The 19,219-nt window shown below is 71.0% G+C and carries 21 protein-coding genes and 1 pseudogene; 11 read left to right on the forward strand and 11 right to left on the reverse strand.

Going from position 1 to position 19,219, the window contains the following annotated elements; all coding sequences use genetic code 11:
- Positions 1-13: 13 nt before the first annotated feature.
- On the reverse strand, positions 14-1,696 hold the full coding sequence (locus tag ACLJWH_RS10780; protein ID WP_411141417.1) for an FAD-binding oxidoreductase: 1,683 nt from the start codon (positions 1,694-1,696) through the stop codon (positions 14-16).
- Positions 1,697-1,764: 68 nt separating this feature from the next.
- Here ACLJWH_RS10780 and ACLJWH_RS10785 point away from each other — a divergent pair, with 68 nt between their 5' ends.
- Both ACLJWH_RS10785 and serC read left to right on the forward strand, forming a co-directional pair.
- Positions 1,765-2,784, forward strand: coding sequence for a helix-turn-helix transcriptional regulator (locus ACLJWH_RS10785; protein ID WP_411141418.1), 1,020 nt, complete (start codon positions 1,765-1,767; stop codon positions 2,782-2,784).
- A 100-nt stretch (positions 2,785-2,884) separates the two neighbouring features.
- Positions 2,885-4,003, forward strand: a complete 1,119-nt coding sequence (gene serC / locus ACLJWH_RS10790; protein ID WP_411141419.1) for a phosphoserine transaminase — start codon at positions 2,885-2,887, stop codon at positions 4,001-4,003.
- A 189-nt stretch (positions 4,004-4,192) separates the two neighbouring features.
- Here serC and ACLJWH_RS10795 read toward each other — a convergent pair whose 3' ends face one another.
- Together ACLJWH_RS10795 and ACLJWH_RS10800 are read right to left on the reverse strand one after the other, a co-directional pair.
- The gene (locus tag ACLJWH_RS10795; RefSeq protein WP_411141420.1) at positions 4,193-4,609 is read right to left on the reverse strand and encodes a hypothetical protein; all 417 of its coding nucleotides are present in this window, start codon (positions 4,607-4,609) and stop codon (positions 4,193-4,195) included.
- 38 nt (positions 4,610-4,647) lie between these two features.
- Positions 4,648-5,121 (reverse strand): DUF6194 family protein, encoded by a 474-nt coding sequence (locus ACLJWH_RS10800; protein WP_411141421.1) that lies wholly within the window; start codon positions 5,119-5,121, stop codon positions 4,648-4,650.
- A gap of 63 nt (positions 5,122-5,184) precedes the next feature.
- Between ACLJWH_RS10800 and ACLJWH_RS10805 the strand changes: the two genes are divergently transcribed.
- Entirely contained in the window at positions 5,185-5,904 is a 720-nt protein-coding gene (locus tag ACLJWH_RS10805) for a MerR family transcriptional regulator (protein ID WP_411141422.1), read from the forward strand.
- Positions 5,905-6,248: 344 nt separating this feature from the next.
- Here ACLJWH_RS10805 and ACLJWH_RS10810 read toward each other — a convergent pair whose 3' ends face one another.
- From ACLJWH_RS10810 to ACLJWH_RS10830, 5 genes are read right to left on the reverse strand one after another with little or no spacing between them, the layout of a single operon-like run.
- Positions 6,249-7,610, reverse strand: coding sequence for a DUF2254 family protein (locus ACLJWH_RS10810; protein ID WP_411141423.1), 1,362 nt, complete (start codon positions 7,608-7,610; stop codon positions 6,249-6,251).
- Positions 7,526-7,987: a DUF397 domain-containing protein gene (locus ACLJWH_RS10815; protein ID WP_411141424.1), complete on the reverse strand. Its 462-nt coding sequence runs from the start codon at positions 7,985-7,987 to the stop codon at positions 7,526-7,528. Before ACLJWH_RS10815 ends, ACLJWH_RS10810 begins: the two co-directional genes overlap by 85 nt.
- Complete coding sequence (locus ACLJWH_RS10820; RefSeq protein WP_411141425.1) at positions 7,980-8,843, reverse strand: helix-turn-helix domain-containing protein; 864 nt, start codon at positions 8,841-8,843, stop codon at positions 7,980-7,982. Before ACLJWH_RS10820 ends, ACLJWH_RS10815 begins: the two co-directional genes overlap by 8 nt.
- 7 nt (positions 8,844-8,850) lie before the next feature.
- Positions 8,851-9,372, reverse strand: coding sequence for a DUF6879 family protein (locus ACLJWH_RS10825; RefSeq protein ID WP_411141426.1), 522 nt, complete (start codon positions 9,370-9,372; stop codon positions 8,851-8,853).
- Entirely contained in the window at positions 9,332-9,751 is a 420-nt protein-coding gene (locus tag ACLJWH_RS10830; RefSeq protein ID WP_411141427.1) for a hypothetical protein, read from the reverse strand. Before ACLJWH_RS10830 ends, ACLJWH_RS10825 begins: the two co-directional genes overlap by 41 nt.
- A 180-nt stretch (positions 9,752-9,931) precedes the next feature.
- Here ACLJWH_RS10830 and ACLJWH_RS10835 point away from each other — a divergent pair, with 180 nt between their 5' ends.
- The 8 genes and pseudogenes from ACLJWH_RS10835 (at position 9,932) to ACLJWH_RS10870 (ending at position 16,304) form a co-directional block, all read left to right on the forward strand.
- A complete protein-coding gene (locus ACLJWH_RS10835) occupies positions 9,932-10,339 on the forward strand; it encodes a hypothetical protein (RefSeq protein ID WP_411141428.1) in 408 nt (135 codons plus the stop codon).
- Between the two features lie 209 nt (positions 10,340-10,548).
- Complete coding sequence (locus ACLJWH_RS10840) at positions 10,549-10,800, forward strand: hypothetical protein (protein WP_411141429.1); 252 nt, start codon at positions 10,549-10,551, stop codon at positions 10,798-10,800.
- Between the two features lie 521 nt (positions 10,801-11,321).
- A complete protein-coding gene (tgmA, locus tag ACLJWH_RS10845; RefSeq protein ID WP_411141430.1) occupies positions 11,322-11,606 on the forward strand; it encodes a putative ATP-grasp-modified RiPP in 285 nt (94 codons plus the stop codon).
- A 4-nt stretch (positions 11,607-11,610) separates the two neighbouring features.
- Complete coding sequence (gene tgmB / locus ACLJWH_RS10850) at positions 11,611-12,570, forward strand: ATP-grasp ribosomal peptide maturase (protein ID WP_411141431.1); 960 nt, start codon at positions 11,611-11,613, stop codon at positions 12,568-12,570.
- Positions 12,567-13,731, forward strand: a pseudogene (tgmC, locus tag ACLJWH_RS10855) (ATP-grasp peptide maturase system methyltransferase). Before tgmB ends, tgmC begins: the two are co-directional and overlap by 4 nt.
- A gap of 73 nt (positions 13,732-13,804) precedes the next feature.
- Positions 13,805-14,101 (forward strand): DUF6087 family protein, encoded by a 297-nt coding sequence (locus ACLJWH_RS10860; protein ID WP_411141432.1) that lies wholly within the window; start codon positions 13,805-13,807, stop codon positions 14,099-14,101.
- 243 nt (positions 14,102-14,344) lie between these two features.
- Positions 14,345-15,076 (forward strand): GDSL-type esterase/lipase family protein, encoded by a 732-nt coding sequence (locus ACLJWH_RS10865; protein WP_411141793.1) that lies wholly within the window; start codon positions 14,345-14,347, stop codon positions 15,074-15,076.
- 229 nt (positions 15,077-15,305) lie between these two features.
- Positions 15,306-16,304 (forward strand): aldo/keto reductase, encoded by a 999-nt coding sequence (locus ACLJWH_RS10870; protein ID WP_411141433.1) that lies wholly within the window; start codon positions 15,306-15,308, stop codon positions 16,302-16,304.
- A 299-nt stretch (positions 16,305-16,603) separates the two neighbouring features.
- On the opposite strand, the gene thpR is transcribed toward ACLJWH_RS10870, so the two are convergent.
- The 3 genes from thpR to ACLJWH_RS10885 form a co-directional block, all read right to left on the reverse strand.
- Positions 16,604-17,170 (reverse strand): RNA 2',3'-cyclic phosphodiesterase, encoded by a 567-nt coding sequence (gene thpR / locus ACLJWH_RS10875; protein ID WP_411141434.1) that lies wholly within the window; start codon positions 17,168-17,170, stop codon positions 16,604-16,606.
- A 72-nt stretch (positions 17,171-17,242) separates the two neighbouring features.
- Positions 17,243-18,667 (reverse strand): MFS transporter, encoded by a 1,425-nt coding sequence (locus ACLJWH_RS10880; RefSeq protein WP_411141435.1) that lies wholly within the window; start codon positions 18,665-18,667, stop codon positions 17,243-17,245.
- A gap of 28 nt (positions 18,668-18,695) precedes the next feature.
- Positions 18,696-19,160 (reverse strand): MarR family winged helix-turn-helix transcriptional regulator, encoded by a 465-nt coding sequence (locus tag ACLJWH_RS10885; protein WP_411141436.1) that lies wholly within the window; start codon positions 19,158-19,160, stop codon positions 18,696-18,698.
- Positions 19,161-19,219 lie beyond the last annotated feature (59 nt).

The following is a 19,219-nucleotide window of genomic DNA, read 5'->3' on the forward strand; positions in this document are numbered from 1 at the left end:
TCGGCATCCGCGGTCAGCGGGCGGGGGGTCCTTCTGCCGGCCCCGCTGCCGGCACCTCAGCCGACCCTTCTGCCGGCTCTTCCGCCGAGGGGGGATTCCCGGACGGGGGTGCCTCGGGCATCGCCGCCACAGACGCCTCGACCGGCCGGACCGCGGACAGCGGGACCGGCACCGGCACCGGCCCCGCGGACGGAGGGAAACGGAAGAGGCCGGCCGGGTCGTACCCGGCCCGCAGCGCAGCCAGCCGCCGGTGCACAGCCGCCTCGTGCACACCACGCGCCACCTCCGCCTCAGACGCCCCCACGTCCGTCCGGTCCCCGCCCCCGCCCTCGCCGAACAGGAAGTTCACGCTGCGGCCGACCGTCCACGGTGCGACGGCCGCCAGCGCCTCGGTGTGCAGCGCCCGTGCGGTCGCCCGGTCCGCCGCCGGGTCCGCGGCGTCCAGCGGCGACAGCAGCCGCAGCGCGAACCGGGCGTCGCGGTGCCCGACGGCGTCCCGGCGCCCGGCCCCGCCCACCGCGGGCCGCCTGGCCAGCGCGCCCCCGAGGTGGTTGAGCTGGACCACGCACATCACCGGCGCGGCCGGTCCGGTCAGCGCGGCCACCCGCCACAGCGCCGCCGCGTCGACCCCGCTGAGCAGCGCGTTGTCGCCGAGGTACGCGTGCGGATCGCTCGGATCCTGGTGGATGGTGTGCGATTCGGCGTACGGCATCTCGCACAGCTCGTCGCTCACCCGCGGCCCCACCGCCCGCAGCGGCGCCACCAGCCGCTCCCCCGCCGCGGCACTCCCGGTGTACGCGATCCGGATCTGCGCGAGGTAGCGGCCGCGCAGCGCCGCCGGCAGCTGCGGGATGTCCGGGTACGCGATCAGCGCGACCGACGACGTCAGCTCGTCCGGGACGGTCGCGGTCCACCGCACATATGCCGCCAGCGCGTCCTCGACGAGGTCACCGCCGAACACCAGCCGCCCGCCGTACAGCCGCGCCACCGGCAGCAGCCCGAACTCCATCGCCGTCACCGCACCGAAACCGTGCCCGCCGCCGAGCAGTGCCCCGAACAGCTCGGGGTCGCTGTCGGCGGTGACCCGGCGCCGCCGGGCGTCGGCCGTGACCAGTTCGACGGCCCGCACCTGGTCCGCGGCGAAGCCGAACGTACGGGCCAGCAACCCCACCCCGCCCCCGAGCGTGTACCCGACCACGCCGACGCCCGGCGAGGAGCCGTTGAGCGGCGCGAGCCCGTACCGCGCGGCCGCCTCGACCACCTGCCCCCAGACGGCCCCCGCCCCGACCCGCGCGGTACCGGCCACCGGGTCCACCCGCACCCCGGCCATCCGCCGCGTGCTGATCAGCAGCCCGCCGTCGGTCGCCGCGGTGAGCCCGTGCCCGGTGGCCTGCACCGCGACCGGCAGCCCGCGCTCGGCGGCGAAGTCCACGGCGGCGGCCACATCGTCCGCACCCGCCGCCCCGACGATCACGGCCGGCCGGTGCCGGTACGCCAGCTGGAACCCGGACCGCTCGGCGTCGTAACCGTCGTCACCGGGGAGGAAGACCGGCCCCCGGACCCGCCGGACGAGCGCGGCGAGGGCTTCGGAACCGCCGTTGGCGGGGTGGTCGTGCGTGGGGTGGCAGCCCGAGCGGTGGTCGCCCGTGCTGCGGTGGCCCGTCGTGCGGTCGTCGTGGTGGTGGTTGCTCTCCATGCGCCGCACTCTGGCGCGATAACTTGACACCGGCCGTCATATATAAAAACCCAGGTATAAACCCAGGTGTGAAGTCCGACCGCCTCCTCGCCATCCTCCTGCTGCTCCAGACCCGCGGCCGGGTCCCGGCCGGGGAGCTGGCCGAGCGGCTGGAGGTCTCGGCGCGCACCGTCTACCGCGATATCGCATCGCTGTCGGCGGCCGGTGTGCCGGTCTACGCCGAGCGCGGCCGGCACGGCGGGATCGCGCTGCTGCCGGGCTTCCGTACGGATGTGACGGGGCTGACCACCGACGAGGCGCGCGCCCTGTTCATCCTGGCGACGCAGGGCGCGCACACCGCCCTCGGACTGGACGACACGCTGGGTTCGGCGCTGCGCAAGGTGATGGCGGCGCTGCCCGCACCCCACCGTCCGGCCGCGGAACTGGCGAGCCGCCGCATCCTCGTCGACCCCGGCCGCTGGCTGGGCAGCCCGCGCCGCACCGTCGATCTCGGCGCCCTGCACACGGCCGTCTTCACCGACCGCAGGCTGCGCATTCGCTACCGCCACAGCGGCGAGACCAGGCTGCGGACGTACACCGTCGATCCGTACGGGCTCGTGGCCAAGGCCGGGATCTGGTACCTCGTCGCGGACCGGCGTGGCAGACCGCGGCTCTTCCGGGCCGACCGGGTGGCGTCGGCGACCGTGACCGACGCCCCGGTACGCCGTCGCGCGGGCGTGGAGCTGGCCGGTGTCTGGGAGCTGCTGCGCCGCCAGGTGGAGGAGCGCCCGGCCGGGGTACGGGTGACCGCCCGCATCCGCCGGGACCGCCTGGACCTGGCCGTACGCCTCCTCGGCGGGGCACTCACCGAACCGCCGCCCCCTACGGACGACGTACCGGGCGGCACCGGGAAGGAGGGCGGGCGGGACGCCTCCGACGACGCCTGGGCCACCGTCCGGCTGACGTACCCGGTTCTCAGCGCCGTCCGCCAACTCCTCCAGTTCGGCGACTCCGTCGAGGTCCTCGCACCGCCCGAGGCCCGCCAGGTCCTGGCCGAGGCCGCGGCCGCCGTCACCCGTCTGTACGCGGCGGACGGCACGGGCCCCTGACCGGCGCCCCCGATCCGGTGCCGGCCCGGCTCGGGCACCGCCCATCTCATCCGGCGGACGCGCCCTCGGAGCCCGTACCGTGACGGATTAGGCTGCATCCGTGGCTGATATCCAGATTCCCGCTGACATCAAGCCCGCCGACGGACGCTTCGGCGCGGGCCCCTCCAAAGTGCGTACGGAGGCGCTCGGCGCCCTCGCCGCCACCGGCAGCTCTCTTCTCGGTACCTCTCACCGCCAGGCGCCGGTGAAGAACCTGGTCGGGAAGGTGCGCGACGGCGTACGCGACCTCTTCCAGCTCCCCGAGGGGTACGAGGTCATCCTCGGCAACGGCGGCTCCACCGCCTTCTGGGACATCGCGACGCACGGGCTGATCGAGCGCAAGTCCCAGCACCTCACCTTCGGCGAGTTCTCCGCCAAGTTCGCCAAGGCCGCCAAGCTGGCGCCGTGGCTGAAGGAGCCCACCGTCATCTCCTCGGACCCGGGCACCCACCCGGAGCCGGTGGCGGAGAAGGGCGTCGATGTCTACGCCTTCACCCACAACGAGACCTCCACCGGCGTCGCGGCCCCCATCCGGCGCGTCGACGGCGCGGACGCGGGCTCCCTCGTCCTGGTCGACGCCACCTCCGGCGCCGGCGGCCTCCCGGTCGACATCACCCAGACCGATGTCTACTACTTCGCCCCGCAGAAGTCCTTCGCCTCCGACGGCGGCCTGTGGCTGGCGGCCTTCTCCCCCGTCGCCCTGGAGCGCGCCCGCTCCGTCCACGCGACCGGCCGCCACATCCCGGAGTTCTTCTCGCTCCCCACCGCGATCGACAACTCCCTCAAGAACCAGACGTACAACACCCCGGCGCTGTCCACCCTCTTCCTCCTCAACGAGCAGCTGGAGTGGATCAACGGCCAGGGCGGTCTGGACTGGGCGGTCCGCCGCACCGCCACCTCCTCGCGCACCCTGTACGGCTGGGCCGAGGAGTCCAAGTACGCCACCCCGTTCGTCACCGACCCGGCGAAGCGCTCGCAGGTCATCGGCACCATCGACTTCAACGACGAGGTGGACGCGGCCGCCGTCGCCAAGGCCCTGCGCGCCAACGGCATCGTCGACACCGAGCCCTACCGCAAGCTCGGCCGCAACCAGCTCCGCATCGCGATGTTCCCGGCCGTCGACCCGTCGGACGTCGAGGCCCTGACGGCCTGCATCGACTACGTCATCGAAAAGCTGTAACCGAGCCGTACGGCACACGGCGCACAGCACGCAGCACGCAGCACGCAGCACGCAGCACGCAGCACGCAGCACGCAGCATCTAACGAGGCTCCCGGCGTTCACGGCCGGGAGCCTCGCTGCGTCGGGCCACCCCGCAGCGGATCGGTCAGGGAAGCGACGGGCCGCCGACGCCCGGCAGGAACCGCGGGATCACCGGCGCCGGAACAGCCTCCGGAGGGCGACAACCAGCACCGTCGCCACGACGAACACCAGCGCCCCTTTCCCGAAGCTGGGACGGAACTCCGAACTCCCCTTGCCGGACGGGTCGTTGACGGCGCCCGTGCCCTCCTTCCGGTCATCCGCCGTCGCGGCCGACGCCGGCAGTTGTCCGCCGGTGAGACCGACCGGCGCGACCTTGCGGAACGTGTGGGTACCGGAGGTGTGGGTACCGGAGGGGTGGGTCCAGTACACGCCGGGGTGCGCGCGGCCGGCGGTCAGGCCGCTGGACTCGGCGATCCGCGGATCACCGTTGGTGAAGCCGTCGGGTTCACCGGCCGCGGCGGCCGGCGCGACCGCCGCCCACACCAGAACCCCCGCGGCACCGGCCGCGCACAGAAGCGAACGCATGGACCCAGCGTGCCATCCCCCGCCGAACGTGCCGGTGATCAGCTCGTCGTCGAGCCCGTTCGTCGCTCATGGCGTGAACGTGCGAGGTGATGGGCACTGCGGAGCAGCTCGCGGACCGCCGCATCGGTCCGCCGGCCCGGATTCACCACCGCGAGCCAGCCGACGGAGCCGTAGACGGGGTGCGCGATCACCGCGTCGGTGACGCTGGGGTCGTCGTCGATGGCCGGTTCGCGTGGCGCGTGGCCGGTCCAGTCGATGAACGATTCCTTCCCGGCGGCCATATTGACGCGGAACGTATCCGGGCGGTCCAGGCGCGATCTCTCGTCGCCCGGCTGGTTCTTCGTCACGATCGTCGCGAACGGTTGAGTCGCTTTCGGCATGACGCCCTCAGGGGCGTAGAAGAAGAACGTATCCCCCCAACTGATCTCTGGTGAGCCGTCGCCGGGTCCCGGCCTGATGGCCAGGGCCCCCTCCAGGTCCGCTACGAAGTCGATGATCTCCTCTATGGTCACGTGCTCAAGCGTTTCATTAAGGTGCTTGTGGAGACTTTGAGCCGGAAGACAGAGGAGTTTCGGGTGTCAGCTCTCAAGTCGTCGGCCATGCGCACAGTCGATGTCGCGCGACGTGCCGGGTACTCCGTCCAACAGGTGCGCAATCTCGAACGCGACGGTGTCCTGCCGCCGGCGACGCGCTCAGCCGCGGGCTACCGGATCTACGGGGAGATTCACCTTCAGTCCGCCCTGGCCTACCGAGCCCTCGCAGCCGGCACGGGTCCGGTTGAGGCCAAGCGGATCGTCCGTGCCGTGCACGAGTGCCCGGCCTCGGAAGTACTCGCACTCCTCGACGCGGCACACGCCCGACTCGACCGGGAGCGTACGGACCTCAAGCTCGCCGAGGAGGCCGCCGCGGCGATCTCCGCCGAACTGGTCGAAGACGTACGCCCATCGGATTCCCTGAGCGTCTCCGAACTTGCCGCCGCGCTCGGAGTGCGCCCATCGACCTTGCGGCACTGGGACGCCGAGGGGCTCGCTGTTCCTGACCGGGTCTCCCCGCGAGAAACGCGACGCTACTCACCGGCCCAGACTCGGGACGCCCGGATTGTGCACCAGCTGCGCAGCGCCGGGTACCGCATCGACCAGCTCCGGGCCTTGCTGCCGGGCCTGCGGCGCGGGCACCGGTCGGAAGACATCGGAGCCGCGCTGGCGGCCCGGGATGCGAGCATCGCGGCTCGCTCCCGTGCCCTCCTCGACGCCACCGTCGCACTCAGTACAGTCCTCGCCGCCACCCGGACGTGAAGACATGAGGCTCCGTCAACAACGTTCCGCGCCACAACAGCTGGTTCAGAGAATGAACGGAACAGAAGAACGTGACAGGCCAGCCGGCCGATGCCGAACCGTGCCTGCGCCTGGGCGTGCGCACCCTCATCACCGACCGACCGGCTGGCCGCGCCAGGTGCCGGAGATACCCGGGCAACGGTGAGTGGCGAGCAGTAAGCGGTGTGCGGTGAGCAGTGTGCGGTAAGCGGTGAGCAGTAATCAGTTATCGGTGTGCGGTGTGCGGTGAGCGGTACGGCCGCATCCGTGGTCCGGAGCGGGTGGTGTCCGCAGCACGGGCGGGGACCTCGGACACCGGCCGGCGCTCAGCCCGCGTCGGGCCGCCCCGCGGGCTTTACCCTCAGCTCGCTGCCGTCCTCCCTGCCCAGCCCCTGGGAGTCCGGGCGGTGGGCCAGATAGCGGTCCAGCTCCTGCGGCCACTGGCCGTCGGCCTCGGCGTCCATCGTCGCCAGCCGCGCCGTCAGGGGCGCGGTCTGCTCGGGGGTGCACACCAGCGCCACGGTCGTGTAGAGCGCCCGCAGCCGCCGCTGCACCTGCATCGAGGCGGCGCCGAAGTGCCGGACCTCGTCCGTGCCGATGCAGACGTAGTCGGCCCAGGAGCGGGTCCGGTGGCTGAAGGCGGCGCCCGCGCCGGCCTCGGGTCCGGCGGCGAGGCGCGGGGCGAGTTCGGTGAGCAGGTCCTCGACGTGGTCCAGGGCCTGTACCGCCCGCCCCGGGTCGTTGACCGCCGGGGAGAGCCCCTTGAGCGCGATATCGACCAGAGTGCGCAGCGCGCCGGCCGGGTCGATGGTGGAGCTGTGGGTCTCCCCGAACAGCAGACAGCGCAGCAGCGCCCGGCGGCGGACCCGGTCCATCGGTCCGTGGACGAGGAACAGCGGGGCCTGGAGGGCCACGAAGTCGCCCACCACCGGGACCAGTTCGATGCGCACGCCCCAGGTGCGGGCCAGCTTCTCCAGCCGCTCGGTGTGGAAGGCCAACAGGATCTGACCGGACCGGGGCGGCCGGTCCAGGCTCAGGACCGTCGGCTCCGCCGCGCCGGGAGCCTTCGCGCCGGGGCCGGCCGCCGCGCCGTGCGGCCCGGCCGGGGTGCGGTACGGATGCGTACGGGCCACTGTGCGGCGGCCCTCCAGCGCGACGGTGCGCAGCAGCGTCCCGGAGTTGAGCACCCCGCTGACCCGGGCCACCAGCGCGAAGAACAGCACCGCGCACACCATGGAGATGACGACGGCGAAGAGCGTGGACAGGACGGGCCGGTACTCCTCCTCGTGGACCGCGAGCCGTACCGAGATCATCAGCGTGTAGACGAAGGTCGCCATGAAGGTGCCGGTGGCCCAGCGCATCAGCGGGTCCTGCTGGAGGATCGGTACGACCCGTACGGACAGCTGGCCCGCCCCGAACTGCATGGCCAGGGTGAGCGCGGTGAAGACCAGACCCGCGAGGGTGACCATGCCGCCGGCCACGGAGCCGAGCAGGGTGGCCATGGAGCCCGCGTCGATCTTCGCGAACAGCTGCTCGCCGGTGTCGTGCCCGAACCGGGTGACCTCGCGGTCCAGCAGCGGCAGCAGCCAGGACAGGAACAGGCTCACCACGAGGAGGGCCACCGGCAGCCGCCAGATGCGGTGGGTACGCAGCCTCCGGCGGGTGCGGTACCAGCGCCAGGCTCCCATGGCGGTTCCCTCCTCAACCTTTGGGCAATTGCGCTAAAACTACCGCAAGACGACAGGCGCCAGGGCTGCCCGACGCGGGTGCGCTCGGAACCGTCGGCCGGGGCCCGCCCTCCAGCTATGTACGCATCCGGCATCGCCCCGCAGCGATGCGCCTGCTCATTCATCCGGATGCAGATCTCGGCGATCCTTTCTCGATCTCGATGCTCTTGCTGAACTCCGCGAATTCGGCCCGGCGGGGGGGGCTGAACGGTCATCGTTCCGTACTGTCGGGCCTTTGTATCCCGGACCATTACCTTGGCCGGGTCATTATCGGAAACTTCAACGCAGCTATCCGGCTTCGTGTATGTACTGGTGCGCCAGTTCGGAATTTCACCCACGCCTCTCCCTTCCCATACGATCGAAATACCCGACAGCGGTCAGGACAAGGTCTCTTGCGGACTGCCCATAGACGGCACCCTGTCGATGAAGCTCGAACGCCTTGCGGTAGAGCTCGACTTCCCTCGGCTGTGTCACAGAGATCTCCGCGGAGTATGTCTCCACCATGACGAGTCTGTCGTCGAACATCGCAAAGCCGTGCCCGATCCAGAGGGCGAGGGGAGCGGCCCGTGGGACGATGCCCAGGCTGAGCCGCGGAAGCGCCCATACGGCCAGAAGCCGGTCGAGTTGCGCCCTCATGACCTCTGATCCGCCGTGGTTCGAGTAGAGAGCCTGCTCACCGAGGAGCACGTTGAAGATCCGGTTCCCCTCGTAGAGATACCTCTGCCGTTCGAGGCGCTTCGCCACGGCGGCTTCCGTGTCGGCCGGCGTCTCATGGAAGTTCGATACCTGCTGGAAGATGTTCTCGGCGTAGTCGGCGGTCTGGATGGTGCCCCAGATCGTGGAGGGCTCCCAGATCCTGAAGACCCTGGTCTTTCGGTAGAGCGGCAGGGACTTCTTCTGACGATTCTCGGTCCCGTCCTGGATCTGCCGGCGCCACTCCGTCCACATCTCGTCGATGTGGCGGACCGTGGCGACCAGGTCAGCGAGATCGGCCTCGTGCCCGGTCGTCCGGCACCAGACACGGATGTCGTCCTCGCTCGCGTTCTGCCTGCCGTTCTCGATGCGAGAGACCTTGGATTCCTGCCAATTCAGCGCACGCGCAAGGGCCCGGCCGCTGGTGAAGCCTGCGTCCTTGCGGAAGCCTCGCAGCCGGGCACCAAGTGCCTCTCGTGACTCCTGTGCCTGCGTGCTCACGTGCACCTCACGGCTTGTACGTGCCGTGCGGCGTGGCGATGCCCCAGAGCAGATCACGGATACGGACGCATTCGGATACGACCGAGGGGGTCTCCATCAGCTCGGAGCCCAGGACGCGTCCACCATCGTCGAAGTGCCCTACAGCCAAGAGCTTGTCGTCGAAGAGCCACCAGTCGTTTCCCGCCACGGGGAACACAAGCCCCTCGGGCAGTTCGCGCCTCGGCAGCCACCGGATGGACTCGCCGGCCTCTTCGTTGATGCCCGTGGTGGCGTGCTCCCACCGGATGTAAGAACTGTGCGGCTCCGTGACGACCCGCACTCGGCGCACTGTCCTCCCCGAGTCGGTGACCCGCTTCATGAGCTGTGTCCACGGTGCCATGAACGAGTCGTCGGCCATCCCGCTCAGCCAGCTCTCATACGGGCCCTCCTCGTTCGGGACCGAGTAGTCGTCCCTCAGCTCCAAGTGGAAGGCGTCGTGCACGAAGCTCTCAAAGAGCCGGTTGCGCTCGGCGCTGGAGATCAGCTTCACGCGGTTCCTCCAGTAGGGCGGTGATCGCGGCCTTGGGGACCTCGACCACAGTTTCGTAATCCGGGATCGCCATCCCCGCCAGGGCCTCGGGATCAGTGACCTCCAGTCCCTGGACGACGAATGTGCCGTTCGGGGTGAGGACCATGATCGGGTCCTCCAGTCGCCTGATCTCCCCGGTCGGCAAACCGTCCTCGGTCAGGAACTCGAACAGCTCTGTCGGTACTTCCACAGCTGTCTTTCCTACGGGGATGTCGAGCTGCATCAGCAGGTCGTTCGCGAAGATCTGCCAGCCCTGGACGAGGTACGTGCCCCGGTCGGTCGCGTAGAGCGTGGGGCAGTCCCCTTGCTTGGAGTTCTTACCAAGGAACCTCAGCTTCATGGTCGTTCTCCTGTCTTCGACCTTGCGCGAGATTGCGAGACACAGCGATGGTCGGCCTCCCATTCGGCCGCGTCAATCTTCTTCCTGCAAACTCGCGCAATCTTCTTGGGGGTTGGCTCTGCACCGATCTACGTTCGCCTTGCCTCCACCCACACCGACACGGTCAGGAGCCGAACCTCCATGCCCCGGACGAGAGCCTCGGAAGAGCCGTTCGAAGCGTTGCATCGCACGTTGCGAGCCGCCCTGGAGACCGCTGGGCTCGATCTCCCGGAGCTGTACGTGGACTACGGGGAGCGCCACCTTGTCCACCTCGGAAAGGTCAGCTTCGCAACGGCCGGGAAGCAGGCGCGTATCGTCCGGACTGCACGCGAGCCGTTCCGTGTCGGTACGTCCGTTGTCGACACCACCCGCTCCAAGGTCGCGAAGCCCCTCGCCGTCAACGGCGAATGCCTCGTGCTGAGTCGTCCCGTGGGAGACCCCTGGGATGCCCTCGTGAACTGGTGCCGCCCGGAGACCCTCGGCGAGGCATTGAGCCTCACCACCTTCCAGAAGACCGAAGTTGGCGAGCCCACGGAAGATCACCCGTGACGCCTGAGCAGCGCCGTGTCGTCACGTACCTGACGTGTCTGGCCGCCCTGGTCTTCGTGCTCGCCATCGGCGTCTCCGGCAGCCGCCACGGCTGATGCGTCCTCAGGGCCCCCTCCGCCACCCAGCACCTCGCCCGGCCCCACCTTCCCCGCGCCTCTCCCCCGATGCATACGCGGGTGACAGCCATCCGACAGCGTGAGGACCTCCCCATGACCACGCGCACACCCATGCAACCCCTCGGGCTCGGCCACGTGAGCCACCCGTTGCTCGGCCACCGGGTGATCGACCACGCCCACGACGACCGCATCGGCATCCTCCGCGCCATCGCTCCCGATGCGAAGGCCAACGCCCCCGGCCTCATCATCGGGATTCCCGACACGCCCCCCGTGGCGTGGCTTGCGCCCGTGGCCGGTGGCGTGGAGTGGACGACGGACCCCGACGCGATCGAGGCCGCAAAGTGAGCGGTGTCCCCGCAAAGCCGCCTCGGCCTCCCCATCGGATCGCCGTTCGGCACCCCATCGCCGCCCTGGCGTTGCTTGGCACCGACGCCCTGCGGCGATCGTCACCAGCGCCGACGGGGCCCGAAGTGCGCCCGTGCCGGCCGGCGTTCCGGGCGCCGGCCCGGAGATCACCACGGCGGCGCACAGTACCTCGGTTTCCGCGCGGAGGCCCAGGGCAGGACGGGGTTCGCCGCTCTGAAGATGATTCGCGAGGAAATCCCTGCGGTGGTACACGCCCTGGACACCTGCCTGGCCATGCCGGGGCTGTTGTCCGCGCTGACTCTCGGCACCTTCCTCCAGGGATAGCGGAAGCCCGGTTGATCGAAACGAACTTCCGCCCTCGGCGGGAACTTCCCGGGGCGCCGGTAATCCATCACGGGCGGCGCCCGACCGAGGGCGGATGCCCGCGCCGTACCTGACTGACGGACGGGCACCTCCTGCGCCTGTCCGGGCCGGGACCGACGAAAGAAAGGAGGCGCGGCATGGCCGCGACCGCCGGGATCGAGAGCACCACGTCCACAACGCACCTCGCCGCAGCCCGCCCGTGGGGGGCCGGCCGACTCGCGCCGTACCCGACCACTGTCCGCCGTCCGCACGCCACGGTCACCATCGATCCCGCCACGCAGCTCGGCGTGTTCCGCGACCGTGCCGGTCTGGTGGTCGACATGGGCGCGCACGGCACCAGCAAGGGCACCGAGACCTCGACCATCACGAACTCGGACTCCAGGAACGACCAGGGCCACGACCAGGACTCCGAACAGGATTGACGAGATGACCGAGGAGAGGCCGGTCCTGGTGGCCACGGAGGCGGACGACCTGACCGCCGACATGGTGATCACCGAACTCAACCGGCGGAACGTGCCGGTGGTCAGGTTCAACCCCGCCGACATCGGCGCGGGCCTGACGGTCTCGGCTCGGTTCGGCAGCTGCCCGGCCCCCGTGGCCGGGCAGCTGCGCACCCCGTCGAGGACCGCTGATCTGACCCGCGTCCGAGCGGTGTACTGGCGCCGCCCTGAATGGCCCGCCTTCTCCCGCCTGGAGCCGGACGACGCCCGGTTCGCGGCCGCGCAGGTTCGCTACGGGCTCGGCGGAAGCCTCTACGCCCTGGACGGCCCGCTCTGGGTGAATCACCCTCTGCGCATCGCCGCCGCCGACTACAAGCCCGCTCAGCTCGCCCTCGCTCAGCAGCTCGGCCTTGCCGTACCGCCAACTCTGGTGACCAACGACCCGGACGAGGCACGGGAGTTCATCGGCGCCCACGATGAAGTGCTCTACAAGACGCTGCGGTGGACCCCCTGCACACGGAACGGAGTTCCGGTGACGGGCTGGGCGGAGCCGGTCACGGCCGCCGGGATCGACGACAGCGTGCGCGTGACGCCACACCTGTTCCAGGCCCGCATCGACAAGGTTGCCGACCTCCGGGTTCTGGTGGTCGGTCGGCAGACATTCGCCGTACGCATCGCATCCGACCTGCTCGACTGGCGCAAGGACTACAGCGCCCTCACCTACACCGTGGAACACCTGCCCGACCAGGTGAACGCGGCGCTTCCCGCCTGTCTGGAGCGCCTCGGCCTGGTATCGGGGAGCTTCGACCTCGCCGTGGACCGCGCGGGGGACTACTGGTGGCTGGAGCTGAACCCGAACGGCCAGTGGGGGTGGTTGGAGACGGAAACCGGCCTTCCGATGTCCGCCGCTTTCGCCGACCTGCTCACCCAAGGAGATGTCGCATGAACGACTCCGCCCCCGAACGCCGCCGCCTCGCCGTGCAGCTGGTGCGGAGCGGTGTTCTCAAGTCCCCGTGGCTGCGCGCGGCCGTCGAGGCCGTACCGCGCGAGCTGTTCCTTCACCCCGGCGTGTTCCTCGACGAAGGCGGCGCCTGGCAGCCCGTCACCGCAGCCGGCACCGACCCGGCCGAGTGGCTGAAGATCGCCTACAGCTACGACACCCTCACCACCCAGCTCGACGGGCACCTCACCGCCGACCGGGCCAGTGACCCCGTGCAGGGCGTGCCCACGTCTTCTTCCACCACCCCGGCCACAGTGGTCGACATGATCGAGAGCCTGGAGGTGGCGGCCGGCCATCGCGTGCTGGAGATCGGCACGGGCACCGGCTACTCCGCGGCTCTGATGTGCCACTACCTCGGTGCGGACAACGTGACCACGGTCGAGGTCGACCCCGAGGTGGCGGAGCGGGCGGACACCGCGTTGGAGGCGGCGGGTTTCTCGACGTGGGCCGTCACCGGGCGACGGTCTCCTCGGGCATCCCCGAAACGCGCCGTACGACCGCGTGATCGCCACCTGCGCCGTTCGCCGCATTCCGCACACCTGGGTCCGGCAGACCAGGCCCGGCGGCATCGTCCTCGGCACCGTGGGCTCCTGGCCGTACGGGACCGGCCTGGCCAAGGTCACCGTGGACGAGAACGGCAACGCGGAGGGGCGCATCATCGGCCGGTCTTCGTTCATGCGGGCACGGGCCCAGGCCGTAGTGCCGGTGGCCGGTGATCTGTCCGCCCGGACGGCCTATGCGGACAGCGAGAGGGAGACGAGGGTGCCTCCCACCCTGCTGGACGAGTGGATGCCCGCCTTCCTCGCTCAGCTCGCCGCGCCCGGGGCACACCTCGTCCGCGCCGCACGGAGCGACGGGACCAAGCTTCTGTACGTCTTCGACCCGGAGCGCGAGTCCTTCGCCGCCTTCACCGCCAACAGCGACGGCTGGAGCGTCCGCCAGGGCGGCCCCGTGGCCCTGTGGGACGACATCGAGCAGGCACTTGACGCGTGGCAGGACGCGGGAAGCCCCGGCATCACCGCCGTACAGCTCCACATCACGAACAGGTCCCACACGTACTGGATCGAGGACCACCCGACCCTGCGTTGGCAACACCACCTCGCCTGAGCGATGGTGAAAGCGATACCCCCTCGGGCCCACTACTCTCCCGGGGAGAGTCGCAGAACCGTAGGGAAGCAAGATGGACGACGAAGAGCCACTGGCCGACTACATCGCCCGCCGTGACTCGCGCATCGGCCGCCTGCGCGCTGTGCATGCCTGCGGACCTCAGCGGGGTGAGCACGTGGACCCCGAGCAGCCAAGACTGATCCAGCGGTGGAACGGGTCCGCCTGGGAGGTCTTCACCATGGCCGCCAACCTCAGCGAGGCCCGCAGGCTCCTGCGGCCCGCCGATACCGAGAGCCCGGCGCAGGAGCCCGCCCAGCCTGCCCGGTCGCCGTTGGCGCCGGGACGTGGCCGCCACCGCAAGCAACGGTGAATGAATCGGCTGCCCCCTCTGGCTACCCCGTGCGCATCGCGGCACAGCGTCGTCCCGGCGCCCGGCATCACCCCGACGCCCGCGCCTCCGGACCGACGTTGCGCACAGCCGATGCGACGGCCGCGCGGACTCCGCCCGACCGGCCCACCCGACCCCCACGACCTCGGCGTCCTCACCCCGCCGCGTGTCCAGCGTCACGTACCAGCAGGTGGGGCGGTCGGAGATCATGGCCGGATGAGGATCATGTTCGTCGGTGACTCGATGACCGTTGGGCACACCGGCGATTTCACGTGGCGCTATCGCATGTGGCAGCACCTGAACGCGGCGCACGAGGGCCCGTACCGGATCGTCGGGCCGCGTAGCGCGCTGCATGACACCCTCCAGGACAGCCCCACTTCGTACGAGTACGGCGATCCCGGGTTCCCCGAGGCCGCCCGTCGGCACCTCGCCGGGTGGGGTGAGGGGTGGCTGCACATGGCGCCGCTGATCGGGGATGCCGTGCGGTGCCATGCGGCCGACACCCTGCTGGTCTCGCTCGGGCTGATCGACCTCGGTTTCTATACGAACGCCGGGCAGACCGCCGAGAACGTGCGGCGGTTCGTGGCGGAGGCGCGGGCGGCCGCGCCGCGCGTGCGGGCCGTGCTGATGCCGGTGATACCGAATGTGCGGGCCCTGACGGACGCTCCGTTCGGCGCCGAGTGCGCGCGCTTCAACGGGCTGCTGGCCGAGGCCGTCGCGGAGCTCTCCACCCCGGATTCGCCGCTGCTGCTGGCCGCCACGCCCGAGGGGTGGGACATCGACCGCGCCACGTACGACGGGACGCATCCCTCGCCCGCGGGCGAGCACCTGCTGGCCGGCGCCTTCGCCGAGGCGATGTATCGGGGGTGGGGAGTGGGGGCCCCGTACGCGCGGACCCGGACCCGGGCGCGGACACGGACCCGGCCCCGGGCGCAGGACGAGGTTTCCGTCGGCTGAACCGAGCGACCGCACCGCGGTACGGCTGATCCGAGCGACCGCACCGCAGTACGGCTGAGCCGCTGGGCGACCGCACGGCGGAGCAGCGGAACGGCTGAACGGCCGGCCGGCCGCCACCTCGGCCCTCCCCTGTCTCCGCCCCGCGCCCTGATGCCGAACCGCCCGTCCCGCGACACCCCCACCCCCCACCCTTGATTCGAGCGCACTCGAAGGCGTTGGCTGAGCGGCTATGGAGTACACGCAGCTCGGACGCACCGGACTCAAGGTCAGCCGACTCGTCCTCGGGACGATGAACTTCGGGCCTCAGACGAACGAGGCCGACAGCCACACCATCATGGATGCCGCGCTCGACGCGGGCGTCAATTTCTTCGATACCGCGAATGTCTACGGCTGGGGTGAGAACAAGGGCCGCACGGAGGAGATCGTCGGCTCGTGGTTCGCCAAGGGCGGCGGCCGGCGCGACAGGACCGTGCTGGCCACCAAGGTCTACGGCAACATGTCGGCCGACGGCGACCAGGTCTGGCCCAACGACGACAAGCTCTCCGCGCTGAACATCCGGCGGGCCGTCGATGCCAGCCTCCAGCGCCTGGGCACCGACCACATCGATCTCTACCAGTTCCACCATGTGGACCGGAGCACGCCCTGGGAGGAGATCTGGCAGGCCATGGACGTCCTCGTCCAGCAGGGCAAGATCCTCTACGCCGGTTCCTCCAACCACGCCGGCTGGCATATCGCCCGCGCCAACGAGACCGCCGCGCGCCGCGGTTCCTACGGTCTGGTCAGCGAGCAGTGCCTGTACAACCTCGCCGAGCGCCGCGCCGAGATGGAGGTCATCCCGGCCGCCGAGGGCTACGGCCTGGGCGTCATCCCCTGGTCGCCGCTGCACGGCGGGCTGCTCGGCGGCGCCCTCCGCAAGGAGCGGGAGGGCGGCGGGACGCGTTCGACCACCGGGCGCTCCGCCGACACGCTGGCCGACCCGGCGGTCCGCACCAAGATCCAGGCGTATGAGGACCTGGTCGCCAAGCACGGTCTGGAGCCCGGTGAGGTGGCGCTGGCCTGGCTGCTGACCCGGCCCGGGGTGACCGGCCCGATCGTCGGCCCGCGCACCGCCGACCAGCTCACCTCCGCGCTGCGCGCCGTCGGGCTGACGCTGCCGGCGGAGCTGCTCGGGTCGCTGGACGAGATCTTCCCGGGGCCCGGTCCCACGCCGGAGGCGTTCGCCTGGTGAGAGCCGGGGCGTCCGGCGGCCGGTCCCGCCGGGCGGTCGTGGACGGGCGGCCGGGGGCCCTCGCCGGTCCCCGGGCGGCCCGTCCCGTACGGCTGGGCGCGCCGTTCGGCGGGCGTGGCCGGCCGGTGGCGGGGCACGGTCAGCGGACGGCCGCCGCCACGATCACGACGACGAGCAGCACGGCGAACAGGCCGGACATGATCCGGTTACGGGTTTTGGGGTCCACCCTCTGAGCGTAACCGGGCCGGGGTCGCACACTTCAGCGGCCCGGCCCGGGGCCGGGTCCGGCGCCCGCGCGGTCAGTGCCCCAGGGGCCAGGACGCCACCGTCTCGTACCGCGGCTGTCCGCCCACGACGCCCGGCTCGGGCGGGTGGCTGCGTACCAGCGCCAGTTCCCGGACCGTCCAGGACGCGCTCGCGAAGCCGTCGAGGGCCGCCGCGAACGGGGCGAGGCGCAGCTCGCCGGTGCGGTTCCTGGCGAGGGTGAGATGCGCGGCCCAGGTGCGGCGCTCGTCCATCGTCAGGCCGGCCCGGCGGCCCGCCGCGGCCGCCGAGTCCGCCAGTTTCCGCAGGACGGCCAGGTCTCCCTCGGCGCCCGCCCACAGCACGCGGTCGGCGAACCGGCCGCCGCCCGCGATCCGCAGCCCGTGCGGGGCGTGCCGCCGGGCGGCGCGGGCCAGCCGCTCGTGCAGGCCGGGCAGTACCGCGTCGGCGACGGTGCCGTAGAAGGCGAGCGTGAAGTGCCACCCGTCCCGGCCGGTCCAGCGCAGCCGGTCCGCGCCGGGCAGGGACGTCAACCGCGCCATTTCAGCGGCCAGTTCGTCGGCGACGGGCGCGGGCGGCAGGACGGCGGCGAAGAGTCTCATACCGCACAGTCTCGCCGTCGGGCCGCGTGGCGGTGCGCCGCCGCGCGGCCCGACGGCCGCCACCCGCGTCCGTCAGGCGACCGTCGCGAGTTCCCGGTCCGTTGCCGGTGCGGCCGCCCGTGGCACGAACGCCACATGCTGATGGCCGCGGCGCAGGTCTATCTTCAGCCGCAGGCCGCCCGCGCGGGCGAGGACCAGGCCGATGACGGCCGCGGCCACCGCGGAGATCACCCCGCCGGCGAGGAAGCCGATCCGGGCGCCGGCCGCGTCGGTGACCCAGCCGACCAGCGGCGCGCCCAGCGGCGTACCGCCCATGAAGACCATCATGAACAGGCTCATCACCCGGCCGCGCATCGCGGGGTCGGTGGCCAGCTGGACGCTGGAGTTGGCGGTGACGTTGACCGTCAGGCCGAGCATGCCGATCGGGGCGAGCAGCGCCGCGAAGATCCAGAAGGACGGGGCCAGCGCGGCCGCGATCTCCAGTGCGCCGAAGATGACCGCCGCGCCGACCAGCAGCCGCAGCCGGGAGGTCGCGCGCCGCGCCGCGAGCAGCGCGCCGATCAGTGATCCGGCCGCCATCAGGCCGTTGAACAGCGCGTAGGTGCCGGGGCCCGCGTGGTAGACCTGATGGACGAACGCGGTGAGCCAGATCGGGAAGTTGAAGCCGAAGGTGCCGATGAACCCGACCAGCACGATCGTCCAGATCAGGTCGGGGCGCCCCGCGACGTAGCGGAGCCCCTCCCTCAACTGGCCCTTGCTGCGCGGCACTCGCTCCACCTTGTGCAGTTCGGCGGTGCGCATCATCAGCAGTCCCGCGACGGGGGCGATGAACGAGAGGCCGTTGAGCAGGAAGGCCCAGCCGCTGCCGAAGGCGCCGATCAGCACACCGGCGACGGCGGGCCCGATCAGGCGCGCGGACTGGAAGTTGGCGGAGTTGAGACTGACGGCGTTGCGCAGATCGTCCGGGCCGACCATCTCCACGACGAAGGCTTGCCGGGACGGGTTGTCGAGGACGGTGACCAGGCCCAGGACGAAGGCCACCAGGTAGACGTGCCAGACCTGCACATGGCCGGTGAGGGTGAGCACGGCGAGCGCCAGACCGGTCAGTCCCATGGCGGACTGGGTCATCAGCAGCAGGGTGCGCTTGGGGAACCTGTCGGCGATGACACCGCCGTAGAGCCCGAAGAGCAGCATCGGCAGGAACTGGAGCGCGGTGGTGATGCCGACGGCGGTGGACGAGCCGGTCAGGCTGAGCACCAGCCAGTCCTGGGCGATGCGCTGCATCCAGGTGCCGGTGTTGGACACCAGCTGGCCGGAGGCGAAGAGGCGGTAGTTGCGGATGCGTAGCGAACTGAACGTGCCCTTGCGCGGTGTGGCGGCGGGGCCTGCGGCGACACCTGGGGCGGCGCCCTGGGTGGTCGCGGTCGCGTCGTCGGAAACCGTGTCGTGACGGGAGTTCGGTGCGGGGGCGGAGTGTGCTCCGGATCCCGTACTCAAAGTGGGTTCGCCTCCTCGGCCTGGGTGTTTACAACTGTGCGAGTTTCTCCAGTACGGGCGCGGCGGCCCGCACCTTCGCCCACTCGTCCTCGTCCAGCCCGGAGGCCAGCTCGGCGAGCCAGGCGTTGCGCTTGCGGCGGCTCTCCTCGAGCATCGCCTCGGCCTGTTCCGTCTGGGTGACGACCTTCTGCCGGCGGTCGTCGGGGTGCGCCTCCAGCCGGACCAGCCCCTTGGCCTCCAGCATCGCCACGATGCGGGTCATCGACGGGGGCTGGACGTGCTCCTTGCGGGCCAGTTCGCCGGGGGTGGCGTGGCCGCACCGGGCGAGGGTGCCGAGCACCGACATCTCGGTGGGGCTCAGCGACTCGTCGACCCGCTGGTGCTTGAGGCGGCGGGACAGGCGCATCACGGCGGACCGCAGCGCGTTCACCGCGGCGGCGTCGTCGGGGGGCACCTCGGGGCCGTCAGGCTGGGGGCGGGACAGTTCCGGCATGTTTGTTAGCATAACTCATTACCTTTTCTAAAGAAAGTGCGGAGCGGGGCCCCGAGATC

This window comes from Streptomyces sp. x-80 (assembly GCF_046549095.1).
GTDB lineage: Bacteria > Actinomycetota > Actinomycetes > Streptomycetales > Streptomycetaceae > Streptomyces > Streptomyces celluloflavus.